This window comes from Echinicola rosea (assembly GCF_005281475.1).
Taxonomy (GTDB): domain Bacteria; phylum Bacteroidota; class Bacteroidia; order Cytophagales; family Cyclobacteriaceae; genus Echinicola; species Echinicola rosea.
The window spans coordinates 1,890,688-1,917,054 of the sequence record NZ_CP040106.1 but is presented as its reverse complement, the minus strand read 5'-3'; the positions used below and the strand labels follow the sequence as shown (position 1 = coordinate 1,917,054).

Below are 26,367 nucleotides of genomic sequence, written 5' to 3'. Positions count from 1 at the left end.
TATGATTCCTGTAAAACTGGAAATTGAAGGATTATATTCCTACAAGGAAAAGCAGACCATAGACTTTACCCAACTGACCGGCGCAGGGCTTTTTGGTATTTTCGGAGCGGTAGGGAGCGGCAAATCCTCCATACTGGAAGCCATCTTGCTGGCACTTTATGGCACCACCGAAAGGCTCGCCAGCAAAGGCGAAAAAAACAGCATGGTCAACCTCCAAAGCCCCGGCATCGCCATCCACTTTGAATTCCTAGCAGGAAAAAACAATGCCCGGCAATATAAGGCTTCCTATATCGCCAAGCGAAATACCAAGAATTTTGATGATGTAAAGCCGGCTACACATACTTTTTATGAAAAGTCTAGCGATGGCTGGATTCCGCTGGAAGCCAAAGGCGAAGCGCTGATCGGCATGAAAATGGACCACTTCCGCCAGACGGTCATCATTCCCCAAGGAAAATTCAGGGAGTTTATCGAGCAAAAACCAAAAGACCGTGCCGAGATGATGAAAGAACTTTTTGGCTTGGAGCGCTTTGACCTGGCGGGAAAAACCAAGCAGCTGCTTTCGATCGAAAAAGAAAAGAAGATCAAGCTCGAAACCCAATTGGAGGGATTGGCGGCATTTTCTAAAGAGGCTCTCCAAACCACCGAAGGGCAATTGAAGCAGCTTACGACCCAAAGGGAAAAAGAGGCCAAACAGCTCGCTGAAAAAGAACAGCAGCTCAACAGTATCCTCGCGGTAAAGGAAAAGGCAGAACAGCTCATCCAGCTCAAAAAACAGATGGCCGAATCGGACCGACAATTGCCTGAATTCCAACAAAAAAGCACTTTGCTCCAGCAATACCAAAAGGCGCTCATCCATGTAAAACCCCTCCTTGACCAATTTCAAGAACTGGAAATTGACCTGGAAAAATACCGGGTGAGCGTAACCGACTGTGAGCGCTTCAAAACGCGGTTCGAACAAGAAATCGAAGAAAAAAACACCCGCTATCAAAAGCTTTATAAGGACTATAGCACGAAAGGAGAAAAAGAGGCACGGATCAGAGACCTGCTCCAAATCAAAGAACTCAACAAACTTTCCGCTGAAAAATCTGCTTTACAGCAAGAACTCAATCAGCTTGAACACCAAAACAGTACACAGCAGGAACAAAAAGACAAGCTGGCACACCAAATAGAAAAGGTAGGAAAAGCGATTGAGCACTTGGATGTTCCCGAAATGGACAAGGTAAGCCTACTGGAATCTTCCTATCTGGAGATCAAGCAACTGGATGAAAGGGCTGCCCTGCTTGCCCAACAATCAAACACATTTTCGGAAGAGATAACGGCTACCCAATCCGCTATAGAACAATTGCTAAAAGAAGTCGGGTTACAGGAAGCTGATTTTGCTCCAGCAATCCAACAAGCGACCGACCAACTCCATCAAGGACAAAAAGACCGCGAGCACCTCCTGCAGCAACAGGGCTTGTTCACCTATGCCCGCCAGTTGAAAGCAGGAGATCCCTGTCCGCTATGTGGTGCCCTGGATCATCCCGAGCCGCTAGAACATCAGTTCGATGACCAAAAACTGGAAAAAACCGATGATTCCATCCAGCGACACAGTCAACGATTGGAAACGTTGCGGGCGGCACAATCCAGCTATGAAAAGCTACATCTGACCTTGGAAAACACCCAAAAAGGCCAAGTCGAAAAACAACAGGAGGCGGATCGCCTAAAGCAACGTATCCAAGTGCTGCTTACAGGAAATGGTGATGCAAAAGATTCGTCGGACCTTGAGCAGAAATTACAAACTGCCAAAGCAGTCCTCAAACAAGAAAAAACACTTCAACAGCAGCTTAAATCCCTCCTAGCTGATCAAAAGGAATTTTTGGCTAGATCAGAGCAAGATCTGGTCAAATACCAAGAAACCAACCAACACGTCAAAACCCTACAGACCAAAATCGAAACCAAACTCGCTGAAGTAAATTTTCCCGATCTTCTGGAAAAATACAGGACAGCACGTGCCCAGAAAATTGATGAGGATATTGCCAAGGTAAAGCGCTATTTGGATGACTTGGAAGTAAACTTGCCAAGGGCGCAGGATGCCTTGAATGAAATACGCCAACAACAAACCACCAACTTGGCAAACCTGAAAACATACCATGAGCGGCTGACCGAGGTGAAAGCCAAGCTGGAAAAAACCGATGAGTCGCTTTCCCTAGCTATGGCGGAGCATGATTTCACCAATATCCAAACCGTCAAAGAGCTCTTGGAAAAACAACTTGATCCCGAAAGGCTGCAAGAACAAATCAAGGTTTTTGACAGGCAACGAGACATCATGCAGGACAAAATACAAGCCCTGCAAGCTGAAGAAGCGGTCGCCGGATTTGACCAAGAACAGTTTAAAACCGTCCAAACCGCCTTCCAAACGGCCAAAACCACCTTGGAGGCCACTCAAAAACATGTGGCGCTGCTTCAGAAGGAAATCGACGACATTCATACCAAACTGGAGGAAAAAGCCCGACTGAAGAAGGATTTCCAATTGGTAGAAAACAGAGAAAGTAACCTAAAAGAACTTTATGGACTATTTCAGGGCAGCGGGTTTGTCAAGTATGTATCCAATATCTACCTAAAGGAGCTCGTACAAACAGCCAATATCAGGTTTATGCAATTGGCCAAAAACAGCCTTACTTTATCAGTAGATGACAGCAACACCTTCTGGGTCAAAGACCACCTCAATGGGGGCAAAAAAAGGCTGCTCAAGACCCTTTCAGGTGGCCAGACTTTTCAGGCATCCCTCTGTCTGGCATTGGCCTTGGCAGAAAAAGTAAAATCACTGAACCGCGCAGACCAGAGCTTTTTCTTTCTGGACGAAGGATTTGGAGCACTGGACAAAAATGCACTTAGAACAGTATTCGAAACCCTAAAATCCCTCAGGCATGAAAAAAGGGTCGTCGGAATAATTTCCCATGTCGAAGAACTACAGCAGGAAATCGGAGTTTATGCAGAAGTAGCACTCGATTCAGAAAAAGGAAGCCAGGTAAGCTATTCGTTTTGACGGGCAGCTAGCTTATCCTTTTAGGGAAAATCACCATGTCAAGGTGCCGTTTAGGGTCAGCACAGAACCATTATCAGCATTGACCACCGCAGCATCATTAAAAACCACTTCCTTGGCTTCTTGGTTGATGGTCACATTGATGGGATTGGTAACATTGGAAACGTAATCCCGCTTGGTACCATCGGCAAAAATGCTCATGGAAATCGCCAATTCAGACGCCACTATGACGAACTGCTGTTCCAGATCACCTCCTTCGGGAACCAGCTCTTCATCTGGAGTATTGGGAATGGAAATTCCACTGGACACCGCCACCAAGGACTCTTCCAGACCAGTCAAATCCGCCCGACCATAGGCCGTCTCGCTGACTTCGAGTTTTCCAGACGTATAATGGGCTTCATCTCCGCTCAACGTCAAGGTACCGCCGCCTCCACTCACTGGGTCTGGCTCTTCGTCGCCATTATTACAGGATAAAAACAAAATGGTGGCTATTCCAAACAGGTAAAAATAAGAAAACGGTTTCATGACTTTAAAATAAGGCTAGTGAATATTAAAACAATCGAATATACCCCCTAAAGCAATGACATTCAACACTATAAAAACAAACAACCCGTTTTTGTACGCTTAAAAGGATTATTTGTACACCAAGCCTTTCACCCAACATGACCTATCCTTGTAACACACCTGATTTTGAGGGATTTGGGTTGATAAGTAAATCGTCAATATATCTGCGAGAACCGTTGTTACTGGCAAGAAAGCGGATAAGCTATATACCAACATTGAAAACTGTCCCAAGGCAGCAGTTCATCATTTCGTTGAAATTTGCCTTTTATTTATACCTCATATTTTTAATGACCAGGTATTTACCATAGAAAATACAGATAATTTACAATTGGCTACAAACAATATTCTCTTCAGCGATTATTAAAGTAATATCGACAGTATAAACAAGCACTATTTCATTACTAACCAAAACTTTACAATTATGTATCAAAAAACAACTTTTAGAAATCTTTTACTGGCAATTTCCACTTCTGCCTTGCTAGTATCCTGTAACCAAACAGAAGAGTCACAAGAAGTCCAAGAGAGCGAAGTGACCCTCTCAGCCAAAGTAAGCACTAATATTCCATCAGAAGGAGACGATGGAAGCTTGGTATTCAGGAACGTGACAGTCACCGATGTCAACATCTCGGTAAAGGACGTTAAAATGATCCTTAAAATTGCCGACAGCAAAACATTCCCGATTACACTGATTACCCCAAATAAGGGACCCAAGTTTGTAGTGCCCCTGGTTACGGATGAACATATCCTTCTATCCAGAATGGGAAGTTTCCTGGCTCCAAATGGTTTTTATACACACATGAGTTTTGACCTCACCAAGGCTGACCACCTTCCTGAAGACAGTGAAATGTATGGAAAATCAGTACTGATCAAGGCAGATTGGAAAGGTATCCCATCTATGATGTACCTGGACATCGAAGAAAACATCAACATCAAATTCAACCCTGGAACGGAAGTAAACGGCACACAAGAACTGGTGCTTGAACTCTACATGGACAAGCTCCTTATGGGCATCGATCCGGGACTTGTCCAAGATGGCGATGGTGACGGCATGATCATCGTCGGCCCTCATAACGAAGATGGTAATGAAGCGGTTTACAACATGATCGAAGCCCACCTTGAAGAAGCACTTCGACTGAAAAATGGCGAATTCAAATAAAAACACACATCGCTCAATCTCGCCTTCGTTTGTAACGAAAGCTATGTACTAATTTTGGAAATAAAAGGAGTCATGATCTTGAATTGTGACTCTTTTTAGGCTCTATATGGATTATAGTGGGTAAAGATAAAATATCAGCTATTGCATCGTTGATTCATAATCTTTTTTTAATGAAGAATTTTCGGTTCTGCCTTGAGGTATTTGACGTCAGGAAATCAAAGAAATGAGCTGGAAAAGGCGCAGGATTGTTTGACGTGAATCGGCACAAAAAGTTGGTTTGCTGCTCGAATGGAGGAGCTTGCCTGCGAGAGTGCTGGCCTTGAATTTAGTCAAACACCTCACCGAAGCGGGGTTTCCACCACCGGCGGACAGGTTTGGGGTACTTTTTTGACCTGAAGCAAAAAAACAACAAGGTAACAATGTGATAGTCACGCTATAATTTGGCAAACAAAATAAAAGTTACCTACAGTAAATCATATAGGACCTTTTATTTATCTTGGACGACCATTGGCGCTCGCTTTGCCATATGGTATAACATCCATATCGGTGGCACCGAATTGCCCCTTTGAATAGTATTCAGCACCTAAAAATAGACATATCAATTGAGACCGTTAAGAATTATCCTAATATGTACTGCAACTGTTTTGATAAGTTTGGTTTCTTGTGGAAAATCCGAAAAGCGCAACCCCACAGGACCGACTGCCAAGCTGAAACTGGAGGTGGTAGATTCCTTAATAGTAGATGAATTGGAGCCTTTGGTAATGGATGACCATCGGAGTGATTTGGGATACTACTTGCTTCGAAATACCAAAAGCCGCCAACCCTTATTGGTGGATGAACAGGGAACAGTGATCCAGGAATTTGACATTCTAAACGAGGGGCCTGATGGAATTGGTAGCTTTGGTACAGGATACCGTTTGCTGAATGACACCAGCTGGGTGGCACAAAACCTAATGACCGGATTTTACCTATATGATTATCAGGGTAAACGAAAGAAGCACTTGCCTTCACTTCAGAAAGGAATATTCTCCATTACAATCAACACAAACCGGACTACTTTTCATCCCTTTATGAAAAATGGTGCTGCGTACATTTTGGGGGAAGAATCCAATGCTTTTGACCATAAGGCAATTGATCCGGAGAAATTGGGGGCAGATTTTTATACAACGCAAAAACGATCTTTGAATATGAGGTAGAAACCGGTGAAAGCGAATTGATCACTTCCTACCCGAAATCCTGGGAACCTCTAAAATCCAATCGTTTTGTAGGGCAGGCGTTCCCTTTGGTGACTATCAATCGGAAATCACTGAAAATGGCATTGTTGCCAACAGTCGGCAATCAGCTGTTCATTTTTGATTTTTCAGGAGAACGTCCCGTGCTGGAGGACACAGTACAGCTCACCCACAGATACCGACCAGAAGTAGCCCCGGAAGTAAACTTAGATGCCCAGAGATGGCTTGAGGATTATCCTTTATTCACGGACTTAAGGGTGTGTGGAGAGGGTTTTTTGGTGGGTTTTTATACACGGATTCCTTCCGATGTCCTCAAGGAGCTCAGGGCCAAAAGCGAGGAGTATTATAAGCTGCCAGAGTTTAAGGAAGCTTCAGCACAATACGCCAAGCCCCATTATATGCTTGTCCAAGGAGGGGAGCAAGTGGGGGTAATTGATGAATTGCCCGTGCATGGAGGGATTAATTTTGCTGATGAAGACGGGATTATCTATGTCAACGACAACCAAGACCCTAAAGAGGAAAGGAATTATAACGTATTTTATAAACTTAAGGTGAAGGACTAAAACCTGTTTTTAGGGAACACAAGAGGGAGATTTTACTGGAACAGCTTAATTTGACTTGCCAATCTGCATTTGAGCTATAGCCATTGATAAAAAAAAGATCAGTGTCAAAAAAAGCTTTTTCGAGGTCAAAATTACCAAAAATGTAAATATTCGCCTCAATACCCGCTAAAGCAAGCGGTATTTAAGCAACGCAAACGATTTCGTATTGAAAATATTGAATCATTAACCATGAAACATATATATTGCCAAAATGTTAATTTAATATATTTTTCATTAATGTATTTGCAATAACGAATTCTCTTTTTTACGTTTGAAGTATAATCACGTGATTCATTAATTAATAGTACCTGCCCAAAATAATTAGCCTCAGAAAATCCGGTGAAGTCCATCGGGAGGTTTTTACAAGAGTTAGATTGTTAACCCTTTAATCACTAAAACCATGAGATTAATTATTGTAACATTGTTGGCTTTGAGCATTTCATTTGGTGCATCGGCCGTAACTGCAGGTCATACCGACCTCAAGAAAGAAGAAAAAGAAGCTAAAGCAATCCTTGAAAAAATCGGGGACAAAAAAGTGCAGCTAAAGTTTTTGACTGAACCAAAAGGAAATGTCTTGGTGAGGATCAAGAATGCTGACAGCGGAGTGATCTTTAAAGAGATCATCAAAACTGAAAAGGAATTTAAAAAGAACTATGATCTATCTGCACTGGCAGAGGGTGATTATGAATTTGAAATTTTCACCCGCCAGGATGGCACGATCAACAATTTTGAAATCACATTAGGCGAGAAAAAGTCTGCCGGATCCAATTATTTTACAAAGGTAAAAGTAATTGACTCCAAAAAAGTGGCGCTGCTCGTAAAGGCCAAGGGCGCTAATAAAAAATACGTCCGTATCTTGGATGAAGGCCATGTGATCTTTGAAGATACTTTCGAGGGGGATAAATACGGGAAATTATTTACTTTCGAAAGAGTCGCGTCCTTAGATGACCTTGTTTTTGAGGTACGGGACGAAAAGGGTACAGGAGAGTACCTCTCCGCCCTTTGATTTACACTTCTTAGCTAAGTATTTATAAGGACCGGCTCGAAAGAGTCGGTCTTCTTTTTGAACAAACGCCAATATGAAGCTTACAGATCAAGTCATACTTCTGCCCAAGCGTAATAGTTAAGGACAGCCAGTTTTCATAATGGTACCTCCACGAATACACAAAAATGCCACATCGTCCCAAAAGCAAACGGGCATTGATATGCACTTTACAAAATTTAGAAATCCATAAACCAATATTTACAGTTGGCTGTTTCCTGCCTTTCATTATTGACCACCAATCACCATGAAACGAAATTGCTTTTATGCAATCGTTTGAAATAAAATCCGAATTTTAGTAGCTTCATTTATTTTAAAAAAATTTATCAAGATTTAAATTTTATATTTAGTCTATAATACAAAATAATATTCTTCAAAATTAATTTTGTCATTTTGGTCTGGGAATCAAATCAACAAATACGATATAATTAACACTTTAGCACTAATATTACTGAATCGTTAATTATAAATATTTTTCTTTGAATATTTGGTAATTATATCACTTACATATTACATTTGTAGTGTAATCAAAAAGAAAAGCAATTACACGCCCAAAATAATTAAGCTCAAAAAAAACTAACCACCTGGAAAGTCAACGAAGGCTGAAGGGAAAAAAAGAAATCTAAAAACTCTATAAAATTTTCTAGTTATGAGATTAATTATTGCAACACTAGTAGCGTTCTGTATTTCAGTAAGTACATTCGCAAAGACAGGATCTGACCTGGACGAGAAAACCGTTAAAATCGAGAAAGTAGGAGACAAAAAGGTAGAACTTAAGTTCATGGCTGTACCTAGCAGCAAAGTACTGCTAAGAATCAAAGATGAAAACAGCACTGTGATCTTCAAGGACATCATCTCAAGTGATAAATTATTTGCCAAAAAGTATGACCTTACAGCACTGGCTGATGGTGAGTACCACTTTGAAGTATTTACCCCTGAGCAAGGCACTATCCAAAACAAAGACCTTTTCGTAGGTACCAAAAAAGTGAAAGCTAACTATTTCACAAAAGTGAAGGTTCTAGACCAAACCAATGTAGCTTTCTTGGTGAAGTCTTCAGATGACAGCAAGAAGTTCGTTAGAATCATTGACCAAGGAAATGTGATCTTCGAAGAAACCTTTGAAGGCGACAAATTCGGTAAAGTATTTAAATTCGAAAAAGTAGCTTCTTTGGACGATTTGGTATTCGAAGTAAGGAATGAAGCAGGTGATGGAGAATACATCTCTGCCCTGTAAGCAAAATATTTAATAGACGAAGAAAAGGGTGTTTCCATCTATTGGAAGCACCCTTTTTATTTTTTATTCAGAAGAAACGTAAAGTGCATTTTCAAGATTACCGATAATGGTCAGGTAAATGTCTCTGTTTCCGTCTAAATTGTCCGGTTCAATTTCAACCGTCCCATTCCCGTTGCCGTCCATGGCTAAGGTCAAGTCCACGTTTTCCAATAATCGATTTAAATCGAAATTAAGAAAAACTTCTTGATCACCTGAAATGCTGATGGCTCCCGAGGTGGCAGCTGCAGAGAGCATTTCCTCCGTATCTGTATGGATGGACATCAACTGGCTATTGACATTCCCTTCTATCTTTAAGGTTTTTCCATACATGGAATTGGTTTCGGTAAGCTCAGTGTCCTCTTTAAACTGTAGGGTGATTCCTGTATAGTCTCCTTGTTTCAGGTTTACCGTCCCCATGGCTTTGGTCATGGGCAGAGCACTTTCTATTAAGCTAAGGTCGATGATTGACGGCTGCTCGAGTGGTATGGAGGCGGAAGTGGTGGTTTCGCCTGATGCCTGCAGGCTAACATTGTCAATACTCAGTGCTGTGCTGATGATATTGGCACCTGCGATGGTCCTGGCATTTTCTTCAGGATTGCCTTCCTCCAAGACACTGTTTTCGGCTATTGCCCTGGCTTTTACATTCACCGTAGCATTGGGTGCTTCGTCCTGATCTTCATTATTACAGGAAAATAATCCCAATGTACCGGCAGTGAATAGTCCGATTACCAATAATTGCTTTTTCATAATCTCATTAATAGTTGGTTTGTCAGCATTACCTTCCAAGCAGGGTGCCAAGAGTCCTTTTATGCAATCCAAAGCAATAAAACGCCCTCAAAGCGTGTATAAACGAGTTGTTAAAGAGCGGTGGATTTTTATATACTGATTTCAACACCGGAATTTGTGGTGCTTTTGGATAATGTGTGGAGCACATTTTTAATGATATTAGGTGGGGCTTGTGTCAGAATGGTACATTCAGGTGTTCGGAATAGTACAGTTCTGAACGATCAATTATTTGGACTCCAGCCGAATGGAAGGATGAAAAAATATTTTTTTAAATTTCTTTATTCATCATGATACAATAATACAGGTAGTGCAACGGACCATGAAAAATAAAAAAACTGTATTGTTTCCGATCATTTGCCCGAACACCTTTTTGATTTTGATACACTTTCGGTCCAAAAACCTGATGCCAATATCGTTTGATTTATGATTTTTTAATGTTCAGCTCTCTTTCTGAGTGGCGTTTTTTACTGTGCCAAAGGGAGAAAAATGGTTGTGGTATGCGATTAGTGTATAGGAAAACACAAACACAATCAAAATTTAAAACTTACAATTAACATAACAAATACCGTCATGAAAGCATTATTCACATCCGTTTTTGTATTAGGAATGATTTTCCTGGCCAATGCATCCGCTAACCCCGATACCTTGGCAAAAAAAGAAAGTTTAATGGCCAACACCATGGTTGAGGCCACTGACAAGCATGTGTCAGTCACTTTGGGTGCCCCGGTAGGCAAGGTAAAGATCCTCATACTAAATGAGGACAATAAGATACTAGCCGTCAACAGGTATAGAGCAAACAAAGCATTGAAAATACCTTACAACCTGGACGACCTACCAGAAGGGGCTTATAAGATCAAGATCAAAACCAAGGACGAAGAGATCACATATGAGGTATTGACCGAAGAAAAAAAGGTGGTAATGGACATGCCCATCGTAGCCTACGGACGTGCAAAGGATCAAAACACGATCAACTTAAAGGTACTGGGAATAAAGGTTCCCGGAACTCAAGTGGACATTTTTGACGAAACCAACAAACGAATCGCTTCTGATGCGGTAAATGTAGAAGAAGGATTTGAGCGAAATTACCGATTCACCAACAGAGACGTAGAAGGCCTTTATGTGCGGATAAAGGATGCCCAAGGGAGAAAGAAGTATATTTATTTCTAAGATCCCACAAATTAGCATAGGTTTGGGCATAGGGCTGTCAATACGTGACAGCCCTTTTTCTTTTCTATAAAACGGAGGGCCTTGGTTATACTTTTTCCCTAAGCTGACTGCTGTATTCCTTGACCGTATTAATGAACACCCTTACTTTTTCGGGATCAATATCCGGGTACACACCATGACCGAGGTTGGCAATGTGCCTACCGGTACCGAATTGGTCCAGCATTCTTTTGGTGGCGGCTTCCACTTCTGCTGCCGAACCATATAGAGCTGCTGGGTCTAAGTTACCCTGAAGTGTCTTCTGGTCGCCAATGAGCCTTCTGGATTCGGCAATGCCCATGTTCCAGTCGAGGCCGATGGTTTCACAGTTCAGCTTGGCCATTTCCTCTCGTGCAAAGAAGGCACCTTTGGCAAATACCGTTACAGGTACTTCCGTAATGGCATCGCAGATTTCGGAAATGTATTTCAGGGCGTATTTTTGATAATGGTCTGGCGGTAAGATGCCTGCCCAGCTGTCAAAAATCTGCACAATATCCGCCCCCGCGGCTATTTGGGCCTTGAGGTAGTTGATGGTGGATTTGGTAATCATATCCAAAAGTCGCTCTGCCAATACCGGCTCCTGATACAGCATGGCCCTGGATTTAGAGAAAGTTTTGCTTCCCGATCCCTCGACCATATAGGCGAAGATCGTCCAAGGTGCACCGGCAAAGCCGATCAATGGTACTCGTCCGTTAAGGGCTTTTTTGGTAATCTTGATGGCTTCGATGACATAGCTAAGGTCATCCACGCCATCTGCAATCCTCAGTTTGTCGAGGTCTGCTGCTGAAGAAACAGTGTTGGGGAATCTTGGCCCCCGTTTTTCGATCATCTCATAGGGCAGCCCCATGGCTTCTGGAATGACCAATATATCCGAAAAAATAATGGCCGCATCCACACCCAGCAAGTCTACTGGCTGCAAGGTGACTTCTGCTGCCAGCGATGGGGTCTGGGCGAGTTCGATAAAGCCACTTACGCTGCTTCGTACTTCCCTGTATTCGGGCAAAATCCTTCCGGCCTGACGCATCAGCCAAACAGGGGTGCGTTCCACCTGCTCGCCGCGGGCCGCTCTCAATAACAAGTCGTTCTTCAATTGCATGGCGCAAAGATAGTTGATTGCGCTAAATTATACGAACTGTATTGGGGAAATGGATTTTGGTTCTGAAAAAAACATGGTGTCTTCTGGTCTTTGTGGTATTGTCATTATAAACTATGTATGGCCGCATTTGTACAAGTGCTCACAGAAACCACGGAAATCTCAGCAATGCCTTGTTTCATTCTGGGGATTCTGTGCATTCAGTCAGTGAGAAATATAATCTACTGGCATGAAAGCGTATAATCAATCTATAAAATATGGAATGATGAAGAACGCAAAGGTGTTGATGAGTAGTGAAAATAAAAAAGCCACCGAAATCACTCTCGGTGGCTGTAATCATATATTTTATCAATGCTATTTTTGAATTTTCACAAAGTCACTTTCTTCTATATCCAGATATTCCATTGTAGCATCATAATTTGAGAAATCCATTCTTCCACTTGCGGATAATAGATCGGCAGGCACGACAACCACTCTGAACAAGATATTATCTGTCCAATGAGGCACTAAATCATTGAAGTTGATTGGAGAATTGTCTAAGAATATAGAAAAATCATTTGGTGTATAGTCAAAATTATAAACTAGAGTACCTTCCTGTAAGTAAAAGGTTTGGGGTAAGAGTCGCCATGCATAAAATTCTGAATCTACAGGTGAAGCCTCATACATATATATCAGGACAGCATCCCCTTCAAATAGCGCCCCTCCAAAATCATCAAAGTCAAAAACTTCTATATAATCGTTTCCTGAACTAAAGGAAACCTCGACTTCATAAGCATCTCCAACGATATTAACGCCCGGTTCACCCTGCGGGCCTGGAGGGCCTTCACAACCTTGGATCATAAAGGTGGTAGCAACAAACAAAAGCAACAATAATTTTCTCATATCTGAGGGGGTTAGTTTCACGACATTCTTATTAGACGGCCAATTCGAAAATATGATTTATATCATCCGATAAGATCGCCTATAAAATTCATTTTACCAAAATCATACCAAAAATCACCAGTTTCCTATTTCTTTTTGGAAATAGGTGCCCAGACTTGAACATGGTCTTCACGGAGCAGGCGATCGATGAAGATGCCGGATAGGGTGAGGCGGTGCTCCTCGGCATAATCCTGCATATCTTCTTTGATGGTTGCTGGCCGAGGCATGACCAGCTTATTGTACCTTAGATCGGCCATCAGAAATTGTTCTCCTTGGATGACTTTTTCTTCCCAGTTTACTTTCACATCATCATTTACCTTGTCCAGCCCCACGAAGACGTTCATGGTGTCCAGCTTGCCGGCAGGCTCTATATAATAAATGGTGTGCAAGGTGGCTTCAGCTTGGTCCGTCAAGGCCGCTTCTATTTTTTGGAAGGTGTTTTTTAATCCCTCATCTTGGGGTGTGCCCCTATAGGTGAGGCCGTAAAGGTGGAGACTTTTCTGCTCCATTACCGTAATGGAGTAGTCTTTAAAACCACCCAAATAAGCAAATACACCAAAACCCAAAACGGCCACTATGCCGATGATAATTAACGTTTTTTTCATTTTACTAACTCCGTGATTGTCCATGGCCTTATTGAACCTGTTTTGCACCAGGCAAAGCCTGTTTGGGGTGTCACTTCAAAGCTGATCGTATTGGCACATGACCATCAGCACAACCCAATTCCCATTATGCGCCTATCTACCTCACCTAACCTCCCGTGCAAGGGGAGGAATTTGTCTCAATACTCAAGTCTCAAATCTCACTACTCAAACCTCACTACTCAAAAATGATACCTGGCTCCAATGCCTCCCTGTAGCTTCACATGACCGGGCCGGTCAGCGATTTCCATCATAAGCCCCAATTCTGCGAAGACACTGACCGGCTGGTCTTCGAAGTAGTATTCTCCACCACCAAAGACTTCGAGGCCAAAGTCGATGTTATTTTTGCTTTCATAAAAAACGGCCGTTACATCAGCTGTTTCCTGATACGCATATTCTACATTGATACTTCTCAGCTGGAGTCCTGCCCCTCCAAAGGCCAACAGGTTCCCTTCGGTAATGTCGAATTCAGCCGTAACATCTTCGTGATAGGCCACTCTGCCATTAAAGGACACTCCTCCTCCAGCACTGTGGTTAAGGTAAAAAGCTTCAGGTGAAGGCCGGTTGCTGTCGAAAACTTTTCGATAATAGGCCGAGCTATTGGCACTGCCCCGGCCGATCATTCCTTCAAAGGAGATTTTATCGTCCAAGAAGGTCTTGTAGGTAATGCTGATGGGCTCTCCGATTCTCAAGCCGATGGATTGTTCCTGTGCAAATGCCGCTATCGGCAAGCTAAGGACAAACAATAGCAGTATCTTTTTCATGAATTGGTATTTAAGCTTTTTGCTGTGGTCTTACGTTAGAACGGCGCAAATTTACGGTCTATTATGGAAAGGTCTATTTTTCGATCAGGTATTTTTAACCCAAAATGCGCAATTGCCTTACTGCGTCGCGTCGCGCAAATAGCGATTCCTCCTGTTTACACTTGAATAAGCAAAAGGCCGAAATCAGAAGACTCCGGCCTCATTTAAAATGCACTGCGCCCTTCGGGACCAATCACGGTTGTTTACGTGCCATTACCGCTATCATTTTACCAATCGTCCGTTCTGAAAGAACTCATCGGTATGCCTCCGGTGCTGAAAATCTCGCCAACCACAAAATCCTCAAATGCATAGCGCACCGCCACGGGCTTGTCCACATGCGGCGAAGAAAGCATCACTGACTTTCTTCTTAAAACGGCCGTGGCCGGATAGAACTTTTTATCTTCTCCTGCCACTTCAAAACTGGTCACTTCCTTTCCGTATGAGGTAATACCTACCGGAACATTTTCAAACGCCACGATAACCGTACTGCCTTTGATTTCCATGGCTTCAAAAGCAGGCCCCTTATATTCAAAACCTTCTATGCCATAGGTCTCTGCCAAGGCCCAATAGGCCAGTCGGTGACCACCGGCCGCTTTATCGGCTGGGTGGATATTTTCCTTCTCTCCTATATCCATCAGCACCGCCATACCGCTATTGGGAATCCTCTCCATGGCTTGTAGCTGGGCCTCCCGGAGATAGGCCGAGTTATTTTTTTCGATCACCTCATTTGGGCTGAACATCCCATAATTGAATGGGGCTATTTGGGCGTAGTAAAAGGGAAATTGGCCTTCTCCCCAAAGGCTTCTCCATTCCCGAACCATGGTCACCATCAGTTCCTCATATTGGTCTGGTCGCCCATTATTGGATTCTCCTTGGTACCAAATTGCTCCTTTGATCCCGTAACCCGCCACAGGGGTGATCATACCATTATAAAGCGCTGTAGCGGTGCGGTTTGGCACATCAATTTCATCTTCACTTTGTGGGATCTTTATTTCATCTTTAAAGTCTGCCAGCATTTGCTCACTCATCCAAGCTTCAATACTGGAACCTCCCCACGACACATGCACCAAGCCGATCGGCACACCTAACACATCATACAGCTGCGTCCCGAAGAACCAAGCCGTGGCGCTAAAATTGGACACCACAGCAGGGGCGGCTTGCTCCCATTTGCCCTCGAAGTTGTCCTGTGGCTGAACCGTAGATTTTCGAGGAACCGTAATCAGCCTGATGCGATCATTCCTGCTGTTGATGATGGCCTCATTGCCCCCAAGGATGGGCTGGCCGGGAAATCCCTTTAGCGGCATTTCCATATTTGACTGCCCAGAGCAAAGCCAAACTTCCCCAATCAGTACATTTTCGAGCTCCAATTGGTCACCATCGCTGATCCTTATGGTATAGGGACCACCTGCCTCAGGAGTGCTCATCTTGGCCTTCCATTCGCCATCACTGTTGGCTGCGGCAGTATATTCCTTGCCATCCCAGCTGGTGGTGATATTTACCGTCGCATTGGGACTTGCCCAGCCCCAGATAGGAGCCTCCATCTGCTGTTGGAGTACCATATTGTCCGTAAAAATCGCAGGCATGGTCACTTCCGCTATTGAAACATTCGCAAACAAGCATAGCCCTAGTAAGGCGATAATATTTTTCATGGAGATCATTGGGTTAAAAGGTGGTAATGTTTTAAGGTTTGACTAATTTATACTTTTTGGGGGGATTACCCCCCTTCATTTAGGCTGTAATGTTCTTTGGGATGACAAATCCCCCTTATTCGAGTGTTCCTGATTATAACTCAGGAGCAGCATTATATCCAGCCACAAATCCGGAACTATCCGTCAAATCTGCGTCATCTGTGGTCCATCCCCCTCTCCTTCAAAACCCTCACGGGTCCAAGCAGGCCAGCTTCCATCGGCTCCCTGCCTTCCATCCGCTCCAAGTCGGCGATGGTATTGGCAAACCGCTGCTCTTTTGGGAGCTTCAGGTCGCCAATGATGCGATTTGCCCAAGTGTTGGTCACAGCTATTTCCAATTCGTTTTGCCCCTTTCTTAGGGCATCTGAAATATCCACTTGATAGGGAAATGTCCAAGCTACACCGCAGTCCTGGCCATTCACTTTTACTGAAGCGATGTTGGCGACCTTGCCCAAGTGAAGCCAAAATACCCCATCAAGCTCTCCATTCCAATCAAAAGTAGTACGGTAATCTGCCGTACCGGAATAGTACCTGATACTGTCATTGTGATGCTGGGTCCAATCTTCCAATACAGCCATTTCCTGCACTGCTTTAGGACCTCGGTACTCAGGGTCAAAAGCTACCTTCCAAGGCCTATCCAATGTCTTTTGCGTCTTGTATATTGGCCAATTGACGTTTTCGTCCATCGATTTTTCAGACGTCTCTTCCCGAAAAATCACAAATAGAGATCCGTTTGCAGGCAGTTTTATCGTCATCTGCGTTCCTCCGGTACTTATTTTCCAACTAGAGACGGGATACTCCCTGTCCAAAACAGGATCGTAAAAAAGCGGCTTCTTACCCTTGACACGAAAAGTAACATCCAATTGCCGTGCTTTTTCCAATTGGTTTGACACAAAATAAACATCCTCTTTCTGACTTTTTCGATGGGCAAAGGCAAAACCTATATTACGCTTGCCGTCTTGGTCAATCGCCACCACATCTGGCGCCAAGCCTATCGTTTCCAATGTCCTTTGTTCATAGGGCAACTGTACAACCTTTCCTTTACCGACCTGCCAGACTTTGGGGCCATCACGATCTGTTGGTGCATCTTTTTCTCCACTCCAAAGTGCTTCCACCACTGCGGCCAATCGCTGTTCTTCTTCTCGATAGCCCAAAGTACCTGTCGGCTTTTCATCCACCAAAACAGTCGCTCCTTCCTTTACCAGTTGCAACAATTTTTCGGCTACCTCCACGGACATCAGGCTGGCATTGGGGTTCATCTTTCGCTGGCCAGGAAAAATCAAAAAAGCATAACGGGTACCATCGCCAAATACCACCTTGCCATCTTCCACCTTTGCTAGCCTCAACAAGGCATCTTTGTTAAAAGAGTCATAGTGATAGCCCCTCAATGGATCCGTCCAATCTTCTGCATCAGCCATATTTGCAGAATGCTTCACGCCTTTGGGAATGACCCTTGTAGGCTGGCCTTCATTGGCCCAACGACGTCTTTCAGCAGCCATTTTCTCCGTCCCTACCAGCCCAGGCACAAAGGGGGCCAAGCGTTCGGGCAGCACCGACCTACTGGGCAGGTCTTCACCCGTAAACACCGCCAGGTCAATCACAGGATTGCCCTTTTGAAGCTGGTATTGGACGCGCTGGTGGTAATCCACCATGGCCTTGCCGGGCTTCCACCAAGTTTGGTCCCGCTGAAAATAAAGACCGATCACATCCAAGGTCATGCCGGGCTTCCGATCGAGCCAAGGATTATGAACAAACACATGGTAAAAAAACCTGTTGATGCCCAAGGCAAAATTTCGATCTCCAAGGGCTTTCAGCATGCCCGGATATTCGTCCCAGTCCATCCTCAGCTCGGTATAGGCCTCTGCTTGAATGATCTGCTTTCCATAAATGTGCCCTCCGGAAATCGCATCCCGCATATCGTTGGGCTTGTCATGTGTGGGGCTGTTCAGCCAAAATTCTCCAGAAGGATAGTCGATGTACTTAAAATGCTCCATGCCATCACTCACCATGGTGGGAGCTACATTTTCGGAGCTGAATTTCACACCATTTTTAGAAGCTTCCTTTTGCAAGGTCCCAAAAAAATTGTCCATCACCACCTCGGAAATCGTCCGACGAAAGTCATACAGTAGCTTTTCTGAGGTCTCTGCGCTTTCCAATGGAATTCCGGCCAATACTGGCAAATAATCGACAATGTCATAGCCCCTACGTTTTTTGAATTCTTCCCTGAAAACGGGCGACCAATTTTGGCTACCGGCTTCCCAGCTGTCTATGTGAAAAATCTTCAGAACTTCCTCGGCCAAATCAGGCCCAGCCGTCCGCAAAGCCTCACCGAACCATTGGTCAAACTGAAACTTCACCGCTGATGCATTGAACTTATCTACCTCCAGGCCTTTGGCTCCTCCTCCAGTGTAGTTAGTATGCCCCGTGGATGTATAGCCAAACCGCATGATTTTCCATTGACCTTCTGGAGCTTCCCAGGTCAACCTTCCACCTGCATCCACCTGGTCGGAAATGTTCACGATTTTGTCCATTGGCACACACGAGTTATTTGGCAACACATCAGCCGTGCTGCGTTCGCTCACCCGCCAAACTGCGGCAGACTTGCCCTCATATTGATTGATGACTGGGCTCGCCGAAAGGGCAATGGTCTTGACTTTTAAAGAAGGCTTCCACTTAGCGGCATCCAGGTCTTCTGCTCCTGGCTCTGTACCGGATTTATCGTAAATAAACCGGAAATATTTGGCCGTCGTAGCAGGAATGCTGTGCGTATAATCATAATCCCAATCCTGCCAGCCATGGCGAGGTGGGTGGAGCCGGACCACTTCCTCAAAATGCTCCCCATCGTCGCTAACAGCTATTTTTAGCCGGTGTGCCTGATAACTATTTCCACTGGTCTTGATCCGGATAGAGCGACAGGAAAAAGGCTTGTCAAAAGCATACTGAACCCATGCTTCATCATTGGTCCCAAAACGCTCGTCACCTGCATCATCCAACAAAAATTCCAGCCCTGTTTCGCCCAAGCTATTGGTGACTGCTGGACGAAGTGCCTCGGAAGTTTGCTCAAACTCTTCCTTCGCAGGAACGGCAAATACCGCCAGCTCCCGATAATAATCTTCATAACTTTCGGGTTGCCTGAGCTGCAAATCAACCTTGCTTCCACCTTGAATCAAGGTATCCGTCCACACCACCTTTTGCATGGATTTTTCTGGGGTAATCCATGGTCCACCGGCCACTGCAAATCCATCACAAGCATGCATGGCCAATCGAAGCCCAAGCCGATCAGCCTCTTCCATCGCATGACGCACCATCTCCCACCACTCATCCGATCCCTGCAAAGTAGGCCGATCGGTCAAGGGCGGCTCAGCGGGGCCTTTAATGGACATCAAAAATGCCCCGCCTATCCCCACTTCTTTCATGGCTTCCAGATCTGCCGTGATGCCTTCCTTAGAATACGTCGAATACATCCAATACCAATACACCCATGGCTGAGAACTCTCGTAGGTGGGTTTAAAGGCGTCTGCTGCATCTTTACCTTTCTGCTCTGAGCGACCACATGCCACGGTAAGCAAGCCTAAAAGCAAAAAGCAAATGTTGGTTAGGGTCTTGGTTAAAGACATTAGATTTAAAATTTTAGGCATTCATGCCGGTTATTTTACTAGTTACGGGTGGATTTGTAATCCACCTTTATTTCTTGTTCGGGATTACAAATCCCGAACAGCTCACCCCCTGAATCCCCCTAAAAGGGGGACTTTTTAGACACTCTCCTTGGTTATGCCGCAGGCTGAGCCTCGGCATTTCAATAGTTGAGCTTCTAGCTCAATTAACGGAGTTAAAAGAACTCCATTTCATCATACTGGCGCGCAATGGGTGGATTTCTTCGCTCTATTAAAACCTCTCCTAACCTCCCCTTTAAGGGGAGGAATCTTGGCTCTTGATACTCACGTCTTGGTACTTGCTACTTTTTCACCCTCCTAAACCCTAATCAGTCTTGATTCTTTAATCTTTCTTCTTGGCTCTAATATAATAACTGTACCGATAGGGCTTGGCCGGTATTTGATACTGCTCCAGTGGCTGGGCCACGTCGGACCAACTGTCATTTCCTCCCACTCCCATCTGGATCAGATCAATATTCACCGTGATAAACCCGGCATCTTCGAGTTCAAAAGTATGCTTTGCTTCATTGATATTTACTTCGGTGTATGGCCAAGCACTCATGCTAAGTAAGCTATCGGCCGTAATTTTAATCCCATTTTTACCGGACTGATCCGTAAACTCCATCCAGCGAACATCTGTACGGTTGCCATTTTCCTGGGGCATTACGTAAGGCTCCATAAATTGGTCGATGGGCTGGCTATAAATCCCAGCCATAAAGCCATGGTTTTTGTCGATATAGTTTTCCACGGGGCCTTTACCGTACCAGGTAATCTGGTCATATTCCCTAAGAATTCCCAAATGCATACCTACTTTTGGAATATTTGGCAAATCATCTAGCGGGATCAGCGTATAATCCACTTTGACCATCCCTCCTGCCATCACGGTGTACACCACCTGGACATTGGCTTTGCCATCGATAAGGGAATAGTGACTGGTAATCTGCACATCGCCATTGTCTATTTGCGAGGATTCCATTTTAGTCAGCGAGGGAACTGCCTCGTACCAAACCTTCAGCTTTTCCTGGGGCTTCCATCCTTTGCGGTCATTATCCGTGAGTGGCCGCGTAAAGGACAGTTCCACTGGACTGGAAACCTGCTCCTTGCCATTCACTTGATAACTCTCCAAGGCTCCGGATGCTTTGCCAAAGCTCAGTTCGATACCCTTCCCGTTTACATGGTAGCCATCACTCGATTCTTCCACCACCAATTCACTCGGTTCTTGATCAAAAACCGGACTGGAACCTTTCTGGAGCTGGAACTGCTGTTCAGCGATCACATGGCCTTGGTCGGCCCACACTTCATCTTGTGATAGGCTAAAGGTGAGATGGGCGAGGTATTCATTTTCTGCTGGAAGGTCCTTGATGTAGTTACCCAAATTGACGACCGTATCTTCCCCTGCCGCGAGGTTGAGCATAGGCAGTTTGTAGTGTTCGACTTCTTTTCCATTTTCCAAAAGCCCAAGTGAAAACCGATAACTTCCCAGCGACTGATCAGCATGGCGATTATGGATGCGAACCTCCATCGCAGCAGTGTCCTCCCATGTCATTTCCACCGGCTGATAGACCCATTTGCATTCGTACATGGCGGCCTTTGGTCGGCCATCAGAAGCGACAATGCCGTTGATACAAAAGTTACCATCATGGCGTTCTTCTCCAAAATCTCCACCATAAGCATAATATTCTTCTCCATCTTCGGTGGTTTGGAGCAGCCCCTGATCTTTGAAATCCCAAATACATCCACCGATCACTTGGGGCAATGACCGGAACTTATCCCACAATTCTTTCATATTTCCGGTGCTATTGCCCATGGAGTGGGAGTATTCTATAAACACAATCGGCCGATGGTCGGCATGCTGGTTGACCAACAAGTCAGGAGTGAAAATCCCGGGATAAAACCGGCTGACCATATCCACATATGGTTGGTCTGTGGGCACCTGAATCCTGTGGGAGTGATCCTTTGGATAATCAGGGTGGTTTGGGGGAATATATCCTTCTGCCCGGTGATTGCCCTGTGCCGGCTCATAATGAACAGGTCTGGTAATATCAACATCATGTACCCAAGCAGCCATCGCGGCATGGTTTGGTCCGCGCCCAGCTTCATTGCCCAAGCTCCAGAAAATGATGGACGGATGGTTTTTGTCCCGCTGTACCATTCTGGTCACCCTCTCCATGTAAGCATGGGTCCATTGGGTATCGTTGCTGAGCTTTCCACCGATTCCATGGGTCTCATGATTGGCCTCATCGATCACCAAAATACCGGATTCATCACATAGCTCGTAGAAATAAGGATCATTAGGATAGTGACTGGTGCGGATGGTATTGAAATTAAACTGTTTGATCGTTTTGACATCTTCCTCGATATCCTTCCGCGTGAGGGCTTTGCCGCGTACAGGGTGATGGTCATGGCGGTTGACACCATAGATATAGGTCACCTTACCATTGATGAGCAATTTACTGCTTTCCGGATCAAATCGGATATCGCGAAAGCCTACTTTACAGCTTTTGGCTTCCAGCAGCTTTCCACCCTCCCCTTCAAGCCGCAAAACCAAGGTGTACAGATAAGGGTGCTCGTCACTCCAAAGCTCGGGATTTTTTACGGTTGCTTCCAGCAAACCAAATTTCACATTATCCAGCCTTGGATAACTTTCATTCAAAATTTCCTCCACCCCCATCTCCAGCGGCGCATCAAAAACAGGCTTCCCCTCGGCATCAAAAAGCTGGGCCTTCAACTTACTGTCTGGCACTCGTGCTCCAGTGAGGTTTTCGATCTTTGGCCGAAGGCTGAACGTGGCATTCTGATAGCTATCATCCAGTTTTGCCTGCCAGTGGAAATCATAAATCCGCAGCTTGGGCTCGGCCATCAGAAACACCTCCCGCTGGATACCGCTCAGTCGCCAGTGGTCTTGATCTTCCAGGTATGCCCCATCACTCCAACGTAGTACCTGTACGGAAAGCACATTTTCTCCTGACTGCAAATAGGGCGTTATGTTGAATTCCGAAGGCAAAAAGCTATCTTCCCCATAGCCCACAAATTCACCGTTCAGCCAGACCTTAAAGGCCGAACTTACTGCACCAAAATGGAGGGTAATGTTCATGTCTTCCCAGTTTTCGGAAACTTCAAAAGTGCGCTGGTAAGAGCCTACGCCATTGTAATCCTCTGGTACATAAGGTGGATTGATCGGTCGAAAGGGATACACGGCACTTTTATAAATGGGCTTGTCATAGCCTTGGAGCTCCCAGTTAGATGGCACCTCGATTTTGTCCCAGCCAGTCACCTTTGACGCATAAAAATCCTTGGGTGCCTCCTTCATGTTCATCGCAAAACAAAAATCCCATTCCCCGTTCAACAGCTGCATCCTGCTCTCCGCTCGATCACCTTTTTTTGCAGCAGCTTCACTTTCATAAGAATATGCCGTCGCCCTTGCCGGCTCGCGATTTAGGCTAGTGATCAAAGGATCCTCCCAAGGGTTGAGGTGGAATTTCTCCGGTGGATGCGGAATGGCCGCAGGTTCTCCAGTCACAGTCTGGGCGAATAGCGAATGACCACTTATGAAAATGACAAAAGCAATATAAAAAACGTTACGCATGCGTTTGATTATAAGGTTTAAGGTTATTGTGTTTGGAGGTTGGAGCGTTTAAAAGTGGTTTCATGATGGCTAACTGTTTACGATTTCAAGGCTGGAACAGCTTAATAGAGTCAGAGACTCAAAACTTGCCAGTGCTGGGGCAGAGACCCAGCACAACCCGGACTTCTTTATCTCAAGACTCATTACTCAGGTCTCAAATCTAGCATCTCATTTCTTTTCCCCTTCCAGAGGAAGAAACTCCAGTTCACTTATACCGAGATCCCTGGAAGTGGCCACTGCAATGCCCCGCTGGCCGTCCTTATTGACCGCACAGTAGTAATGGTAAACCACTCCGTCGTGCTTGACCACAAAAGATTTATGGGCAAATAAATTATCATAAGGCTCAGAAGGGCTGATCAGGTCTTCTCCTTCCCAGTCCACCCAATCCACCAAGTTGTTGGAAACAGCAAATCGGTTAAAGGCAGTTGTATTCTCCCTGTCCGGCCAAAAAGCACCAAAGTAAAACATCACGTAAAGCCCCCCCATCTGCTGGATATAGGCGTCACCGGAAATGCCCTTGTGATGGTTGATCAGCGGGGCATCACCATAACGCTCCCAATGGACCATGTCATCCGACACGGCCATGGCAATTCTTTCGGCACCTTTACCGGGATTGATACTGTCACCGCGGGCATTATAGTACATGATAAAAGGGTGTCCGGTAAACTCATGCTCATCCCGAATAATGGAGTTTTTGTACATGGTGCTATTGTCCCACCAACGTGCATCTTCATCATGGGGGGTCAAGACCGGCTTTTCGATCCGCTGCCATTCGTGGGCTGTCGTCGGGTCTTGGTCTGTATAGGCCATTCCAATGGATAGCACACCAGCTTCATAGCCACGAGTATTGCCCCCAAAATAGCTCATCCAATGCTTTCCCTCGTAAGTATCCCATTCATAGCTTCCGCCCCATTCCATGTCCTGGAGTGCGATATATCCGGCCTTTTGGTTCATATCCCAATCCGTAGTATCTGAAAAGGACATGAGTTTCCCCTTGTCCTCCCAGTGCAGTAGATCATCACTTTCGGCCAGCCAGGTCTCATAGCCGCGCCCGCCATAAATCAGGTAAGTCATGTACCATTTGCCCCCTTCCCTGAAAATGCTGGGACAATCCATTTTCAAATCGTTGCTTGGCGGGATTTTCACCAAACCGTATTTATGGGGAGTCTTGACCTCCTCATAAACCTGTTGCATCACCGAATCGGTCACTGCCGGCAAGGTTGCCTTTTTGGAAGAAGTGGATTGATTGGATTTTTCAGAGGAGCAGCTGCTTCCTAACCCTATCAACAGGGCAAAGAAAAACAGGAAGGTTATTTGTCTATTCATCATCGAGTTTATTGAAATTGCCCAAAGCGGACTTCTCATTTTGCTCAATAAAATTACAAAACACCCTGTTTTTACCTTCCTGTGCTATCATGGTGTTGGGAGTTAACCCTGGGTTAGCAAGTGGGAAGGTTTGAATGTTAGAAGGTAGTTGCTCCGAGCTATTCAGGATTTGCAATCCTGAATCCAGATACAAGGGGTTTGGATTGGAGCTTTTCGTGTACTTAGTCTGTTATCCCTGAAAACTTAGCGTCTTAGTGGCTTGGGGGCTTACCTTTTTGCCACGAAGACACGAAGTAACGAAGGGGGTGGATTGGGGTTTTTCGTGTACTTGGTCTGTTATATTCCTGAAAAGTTAGCGTCTTGGTGGCTTGGGGGCACCCTATTGATCCAACAAAAGCACTGAAGGTACAGCAAGCTGATTAGATGCATCCCCCCTAATGTGGTTATCAAATCCTTACGCTATTCTTTTTCGATGTCTTAGATTCTGGAAAAAAACCAACAACTACTCACCGCTATTGACCCACCTGTCAATGACTTTTTGGATTTCACCGGATTCTTTGAGCTTTAGGATTTCGATATCAACCAATTTTTTCAGACTGGTGGCCTCAAAAAAGGCAAATCCATAATTTTGGGGAAGGATATTCTTTTTGCTAAGGACAAATTCATCCCCTCCATGTTGATTAAAAGTGTATTCCAGTGCAATCACATCATATACCAGCGCATCTACTTCCCCATTTGCCAGTCGATCAAACCCTTCGTCAATATTGCTTACTGGCGTAGGTCTGCCTCCCACAGTGGTGATGTTATCAATGATCTTTTCATTATCGGGCACAGCCACTTCTTTGCCCTCCAAATGAAGAAGGGAGGTAATGGTCTCATCTTCGCCCTTGATCTGGGAAATGGTCGTGGCGATGCCCGCCACAAAGGACGTCGCTGTAATCAGGGAAACGATCATCCATATCCCCACGATGACCCGGCCAGAAAGAGTCCTAGGGGCAAAATCCCCATACCCAACGGTGGTCATCGTCACAATGGCCAGCCAGATGCCATTTCCGATTCCTCGGACGGTGCCGTTTTTCCCTTCCGGGGTAAGGGTTTTTCGCTCCACCACCCACAGCAGGACGCCCACAATAGAAAGTAAAAAAAATAGCCCCAGCACCCCAAAAAGAAAAGTGGTGCTGAAAATCGGCTTGACATAATCCCAAAAACCTTGCTCGATCTTCGGTGCCAATATGGCCATCTCTGTCTCAAAAAACGGTTGTGAAAATGTCACATTAGCGGCACGATCAGAATTTATAGTTATGGGGCCTACCAATACATCCACCGTTTGACTCTTGACCGCATCAAGGCCTGCAGTTACATTCTTGAAGTGGGTCAGCTCATAATTCAAGTCTCCTTGAAACGCCACCTCTCTCCATAAATCCACTGAAATACCTTCGGAATCCGTACCCGGAATAACAAAAGGCTGGGAGCCTGTAAATCCTACCTGGATGACGGAATCACCCTCGGTCTGGGCAATGGTGCTATTACAAAAGATTAAAAAACAAAAAGACAACAGGAAAACGCGGATCATTTGACTAAATTTTTGTACAGAATTCATTTTTCAGCTTTAAAATTGCTCTGATGCAAGTCTAAAGACAGTAAGTGCTAAGGATATTAAAAAACGCTCACTAAAAAAACGTAAAAAATAACGAAATAAGCAACATATCAACCAGTTATCTGCGAATACACTTC

The 26,367-nt window shown here is 44.8% G+C and carries 18 protein-coding genes; 7 read left to right on the top strand and 11 right to left on the bottom strand.

Going from position 1 to position 26,367, the window contains the following annotated elements; genetic code table 11:
• The first annotated feature begins 1 nt into the window (after nucleotide 1).
• Entirely contained in the window at nucleotides 2–3,028 is a 3,027-nt protein-coding gene (locus FDP09_RS07785; protein ID WP_137402130.1) for an SbcC/MukB-like Walker B domain-containing protein, read from the top strand.
• Nucleotides 3,029–3,058: 30 nt separating this feature from the next.
• Here FDP09_RS07785 and FDP09_RS07780 read toward each other — a convergent pair whose 3' ends face one another.
• Nucleotides 3,059–3,550: a hypothetical protein gene (locus FDP09_RS07780; protein WP_137402129.1), complete on the bottom strand. Its 492-nt coding sequence runs from the start codon at nucleotides 3,548–3,550 to the stop codon at nucleotides 3,059–3,061.
• 460 nt (nucleotides 3,551–4,010) lie between these two features.
• On the opposite strand from FDP09_RS07780, the gene FDP09_RS07775 reads away from it, so the two are divergent.
• The 5 genes from FDP09_RS07775 (at nucleotide 4,011) to FDP09_RS07760 (ending at nucleotide 8,855) form a co-directional block, all read left to right on the top strand.
• The gene (locus FDP09_RS07775) at nucleotides 4,011–4,745 is read left to right on the top strand and encodes a hypothetical protein (protein ID WP_137402128.1); all 735 of its coding nucleotides are present in this window, start codon (nucleotides 4,011–4,013) and stop codon (nucleotides 4,743–4,745) included.
• A gap of 644 nt (nucleotides 4,746–5,389) precedes the next feature.
• Nucleotides 5,390–5,941, top strand: coding sequence for a hypothetical protein (locus tag FDP09_RS24000; protein WP_229683309.1), 552 nt, complete (start codon nucleotides 5,390–5,392; stop codon nucleotides 5,939–5,941).
• Between the two features lie 116 nt (nucleotides 5,942–6,057).
• Nucleotides 6,058–6,540 (top strand): hypothetical protein, encoded by a 483-nt coding sequence (locus FDP09_RS23995; protein WP_229683308.1) that lies wholly within the window; start codon nucleotides 6,058–6,060, stop codon nucleotides 6,538–6,540.
• A 439-nt stretch (nucleotides 6,541–6,979) separates the two neighbouring features.
• Nucleotides 6,980–7,585: a hypothetical protein gene (locus tag FDP09_RS07765; RefSeq protein ID WP_137402127.1), complete on the top strand. Its 606-nt coding sequence runs from the start codon at nucleotides 6,980–6,982 to the stop codon at nucleotides 7,583–7,585.
• Between the two features lie 685 nt (nucleotides 7,586–8,270).
• Nucleotides 8,271–8,855 (top strand): hypothetical protein, encoded by a 585-nt coding sequence (locus FDP09_RS07760; RefSeq protein WP_137402126.1) that lies wholly within the window; start codon nucleotides 8,271–8,273, stop codon nucleotides 8,853–8,855.
• 63 nt (nucleotides 8,856–8,918) lie between these two features.
• Here the strand turns inward: FDP09_RS07760 and FDP09_RS07755 are convergent, their stop codons facing one another.
• A complete protein-coding gene (locus FDP09_RS07755; protein WP_137402125.1) occupies nucleotides 8,919–9,641 on the bottom strand; it encodes a hypothetical protein in 723 nt (240 codons plus the stop codon).
• A gap of 609 nt (nucleotides 9,642–10,250) precedes the next feature.
• Here FDP09_RS07755 and FDP09_RS07750 point away from each other — a divergent pair.
• Nucleotides 10,251–10,847: a hypothetical protein gene (locus tag FDP09_RS07750; protein WP_137402124.1), complete on the top strand. Its 597-nt coding sequence runs from the start codon at nucleotides 10,251–10,253 to the stop codon at nucleotides 10,845–10,847.
• A gap of 85 nt (nucleotides 10,848–10,932) precedes the next feature.
• On the opposite strand, the gene hemE is transcribed toward FDP09_RS07750, so the two are convergent.
• The 9 genes from hemE to FDP09_RS07705 form a co-directional block, all read right to left on the bottom strand.
• The gene (gene hemE / locus FDP09_RS07745; protein WP_137402123.1) at nucleotides 10,933–11,979 is read right to left on the bottom strand and encodes a uroporphyrinogen decarboxylase; all 1,047 of its coding nucleotides are present in this window, start codon (nucleotides 11,977–11,979) and stop codon (nucleotides 10,933–10,935) included.
• Nucleotides 11,980–12,330: 351 nt separating this feature from the next.
• Nucleotides 12,331–12,858 carry a hypothetical protein gene (locus tag FDP09_RS07740; protein ID WP_137402122.1) on the bottom strand — a complete coding sequence of 176 codons (528 nt, stop codon included), beginning with the start codon at nucleotides 12,856–12,858 and terminating at the stop codon, nucleotides 12,331–12,333.
• Between the two features lie 125 nt (nucleotides 12,859–12,983).
• Nucleotides 12,984–13,502: a hypothetical protein gene (locus FDP09_RS07735; RefSeq protein ID WP_137402121.1), complete on the bottom strand. Its 519-nt coding sequence runs from the start codon at nucleotides 13,500–13,502 to the stop codon at nucleotides 12,984–12,986.
• A gap of 218 nt (nucleotides 13,503–13,720) precedes the next feature.
• Nucleotides 13,721–14,302 (bottom strand): hypothetical protein, encoded by a 582-nt coding sequence (locus tag FDP09_RS07730; RefSeq protein ID WP_137402120.1) that lies wholly within the window; start codon nucleotides 14,300–14,302, stop codon nucleotides 13,721–13,723.
• A 266-nt stretch (nucleotides 14,303–14,568) separates the two neighbouring features.
• Nucleotides 14,569–15,990: a sialate O-acetylesterase gene (locus FDP09_RS07725; protein ID WP_137402119.1), complete on the bottom strand. Its 1,422-nt coding sequence runs from the start codon at nucleotides 15,988–15,990 to the stop codon at nucleotides 14,569–14,571.
• 194 nt (nucleotides 15,991–16,184) lie between these two features.
• Entirely contained in the window at nucleotides 16,185–19,646 is a 3,462-nt protein-coding gene (locus tag FDP09_RS07720; protein ID WP_137402118.1) for a glycosyl hydrolase, read from the bottom strand.
• A 379-nt stretch (nucleotides 19,647–20,025) separates the two neighbouring features.
• The gene (locus tag FDP09_RS07715) at nucleotides 20,026–23,268 is read right to left on the bottom strand and encodes a glycoside hydrolase family 2 TIM barrel-domain containing protein (RefSeq protein ID WP_137402117.1); all 3,243 of its coding nucleotides are present in this window, start codon (nucleotides 23,266–23,268) and stop codon (nucleotides 20,026–20,028) included.
• A gap of 207 nt (nucleotides 23,269–23,475) precedes the next feature.
• Nucleotides 23,476–24,633 carry a glycoside hydrolase family protein gene (locus FDP09_RS07710; RefSeq protein ID WP_137402116.1) on the bottom strand — a complete coding sequence of 386 codons (1,158 nt, stop codon included), beginning with the start codon at nucleotides 24,631–24,633 and terminating at the stop codon, nucleotides 23,476–23,478.
• 502 nt (nucleotides 24,634–25,135) lie between these two features.
• Nucleotides 25,136–26,206: a transporter substrate-binding domain-containing protein gene (locus FDP09_RS07705; protein ID WP_137402115.1), complete on the bottom strand. Its 1,071-nt coding sequence runs from the start codon at nucleotides 26,204–26,206 to the stop codon at nucleotides 25,136–25,138.
• Nucleotides 26,207–26,367: the final 161 nt, after the last annotated feature.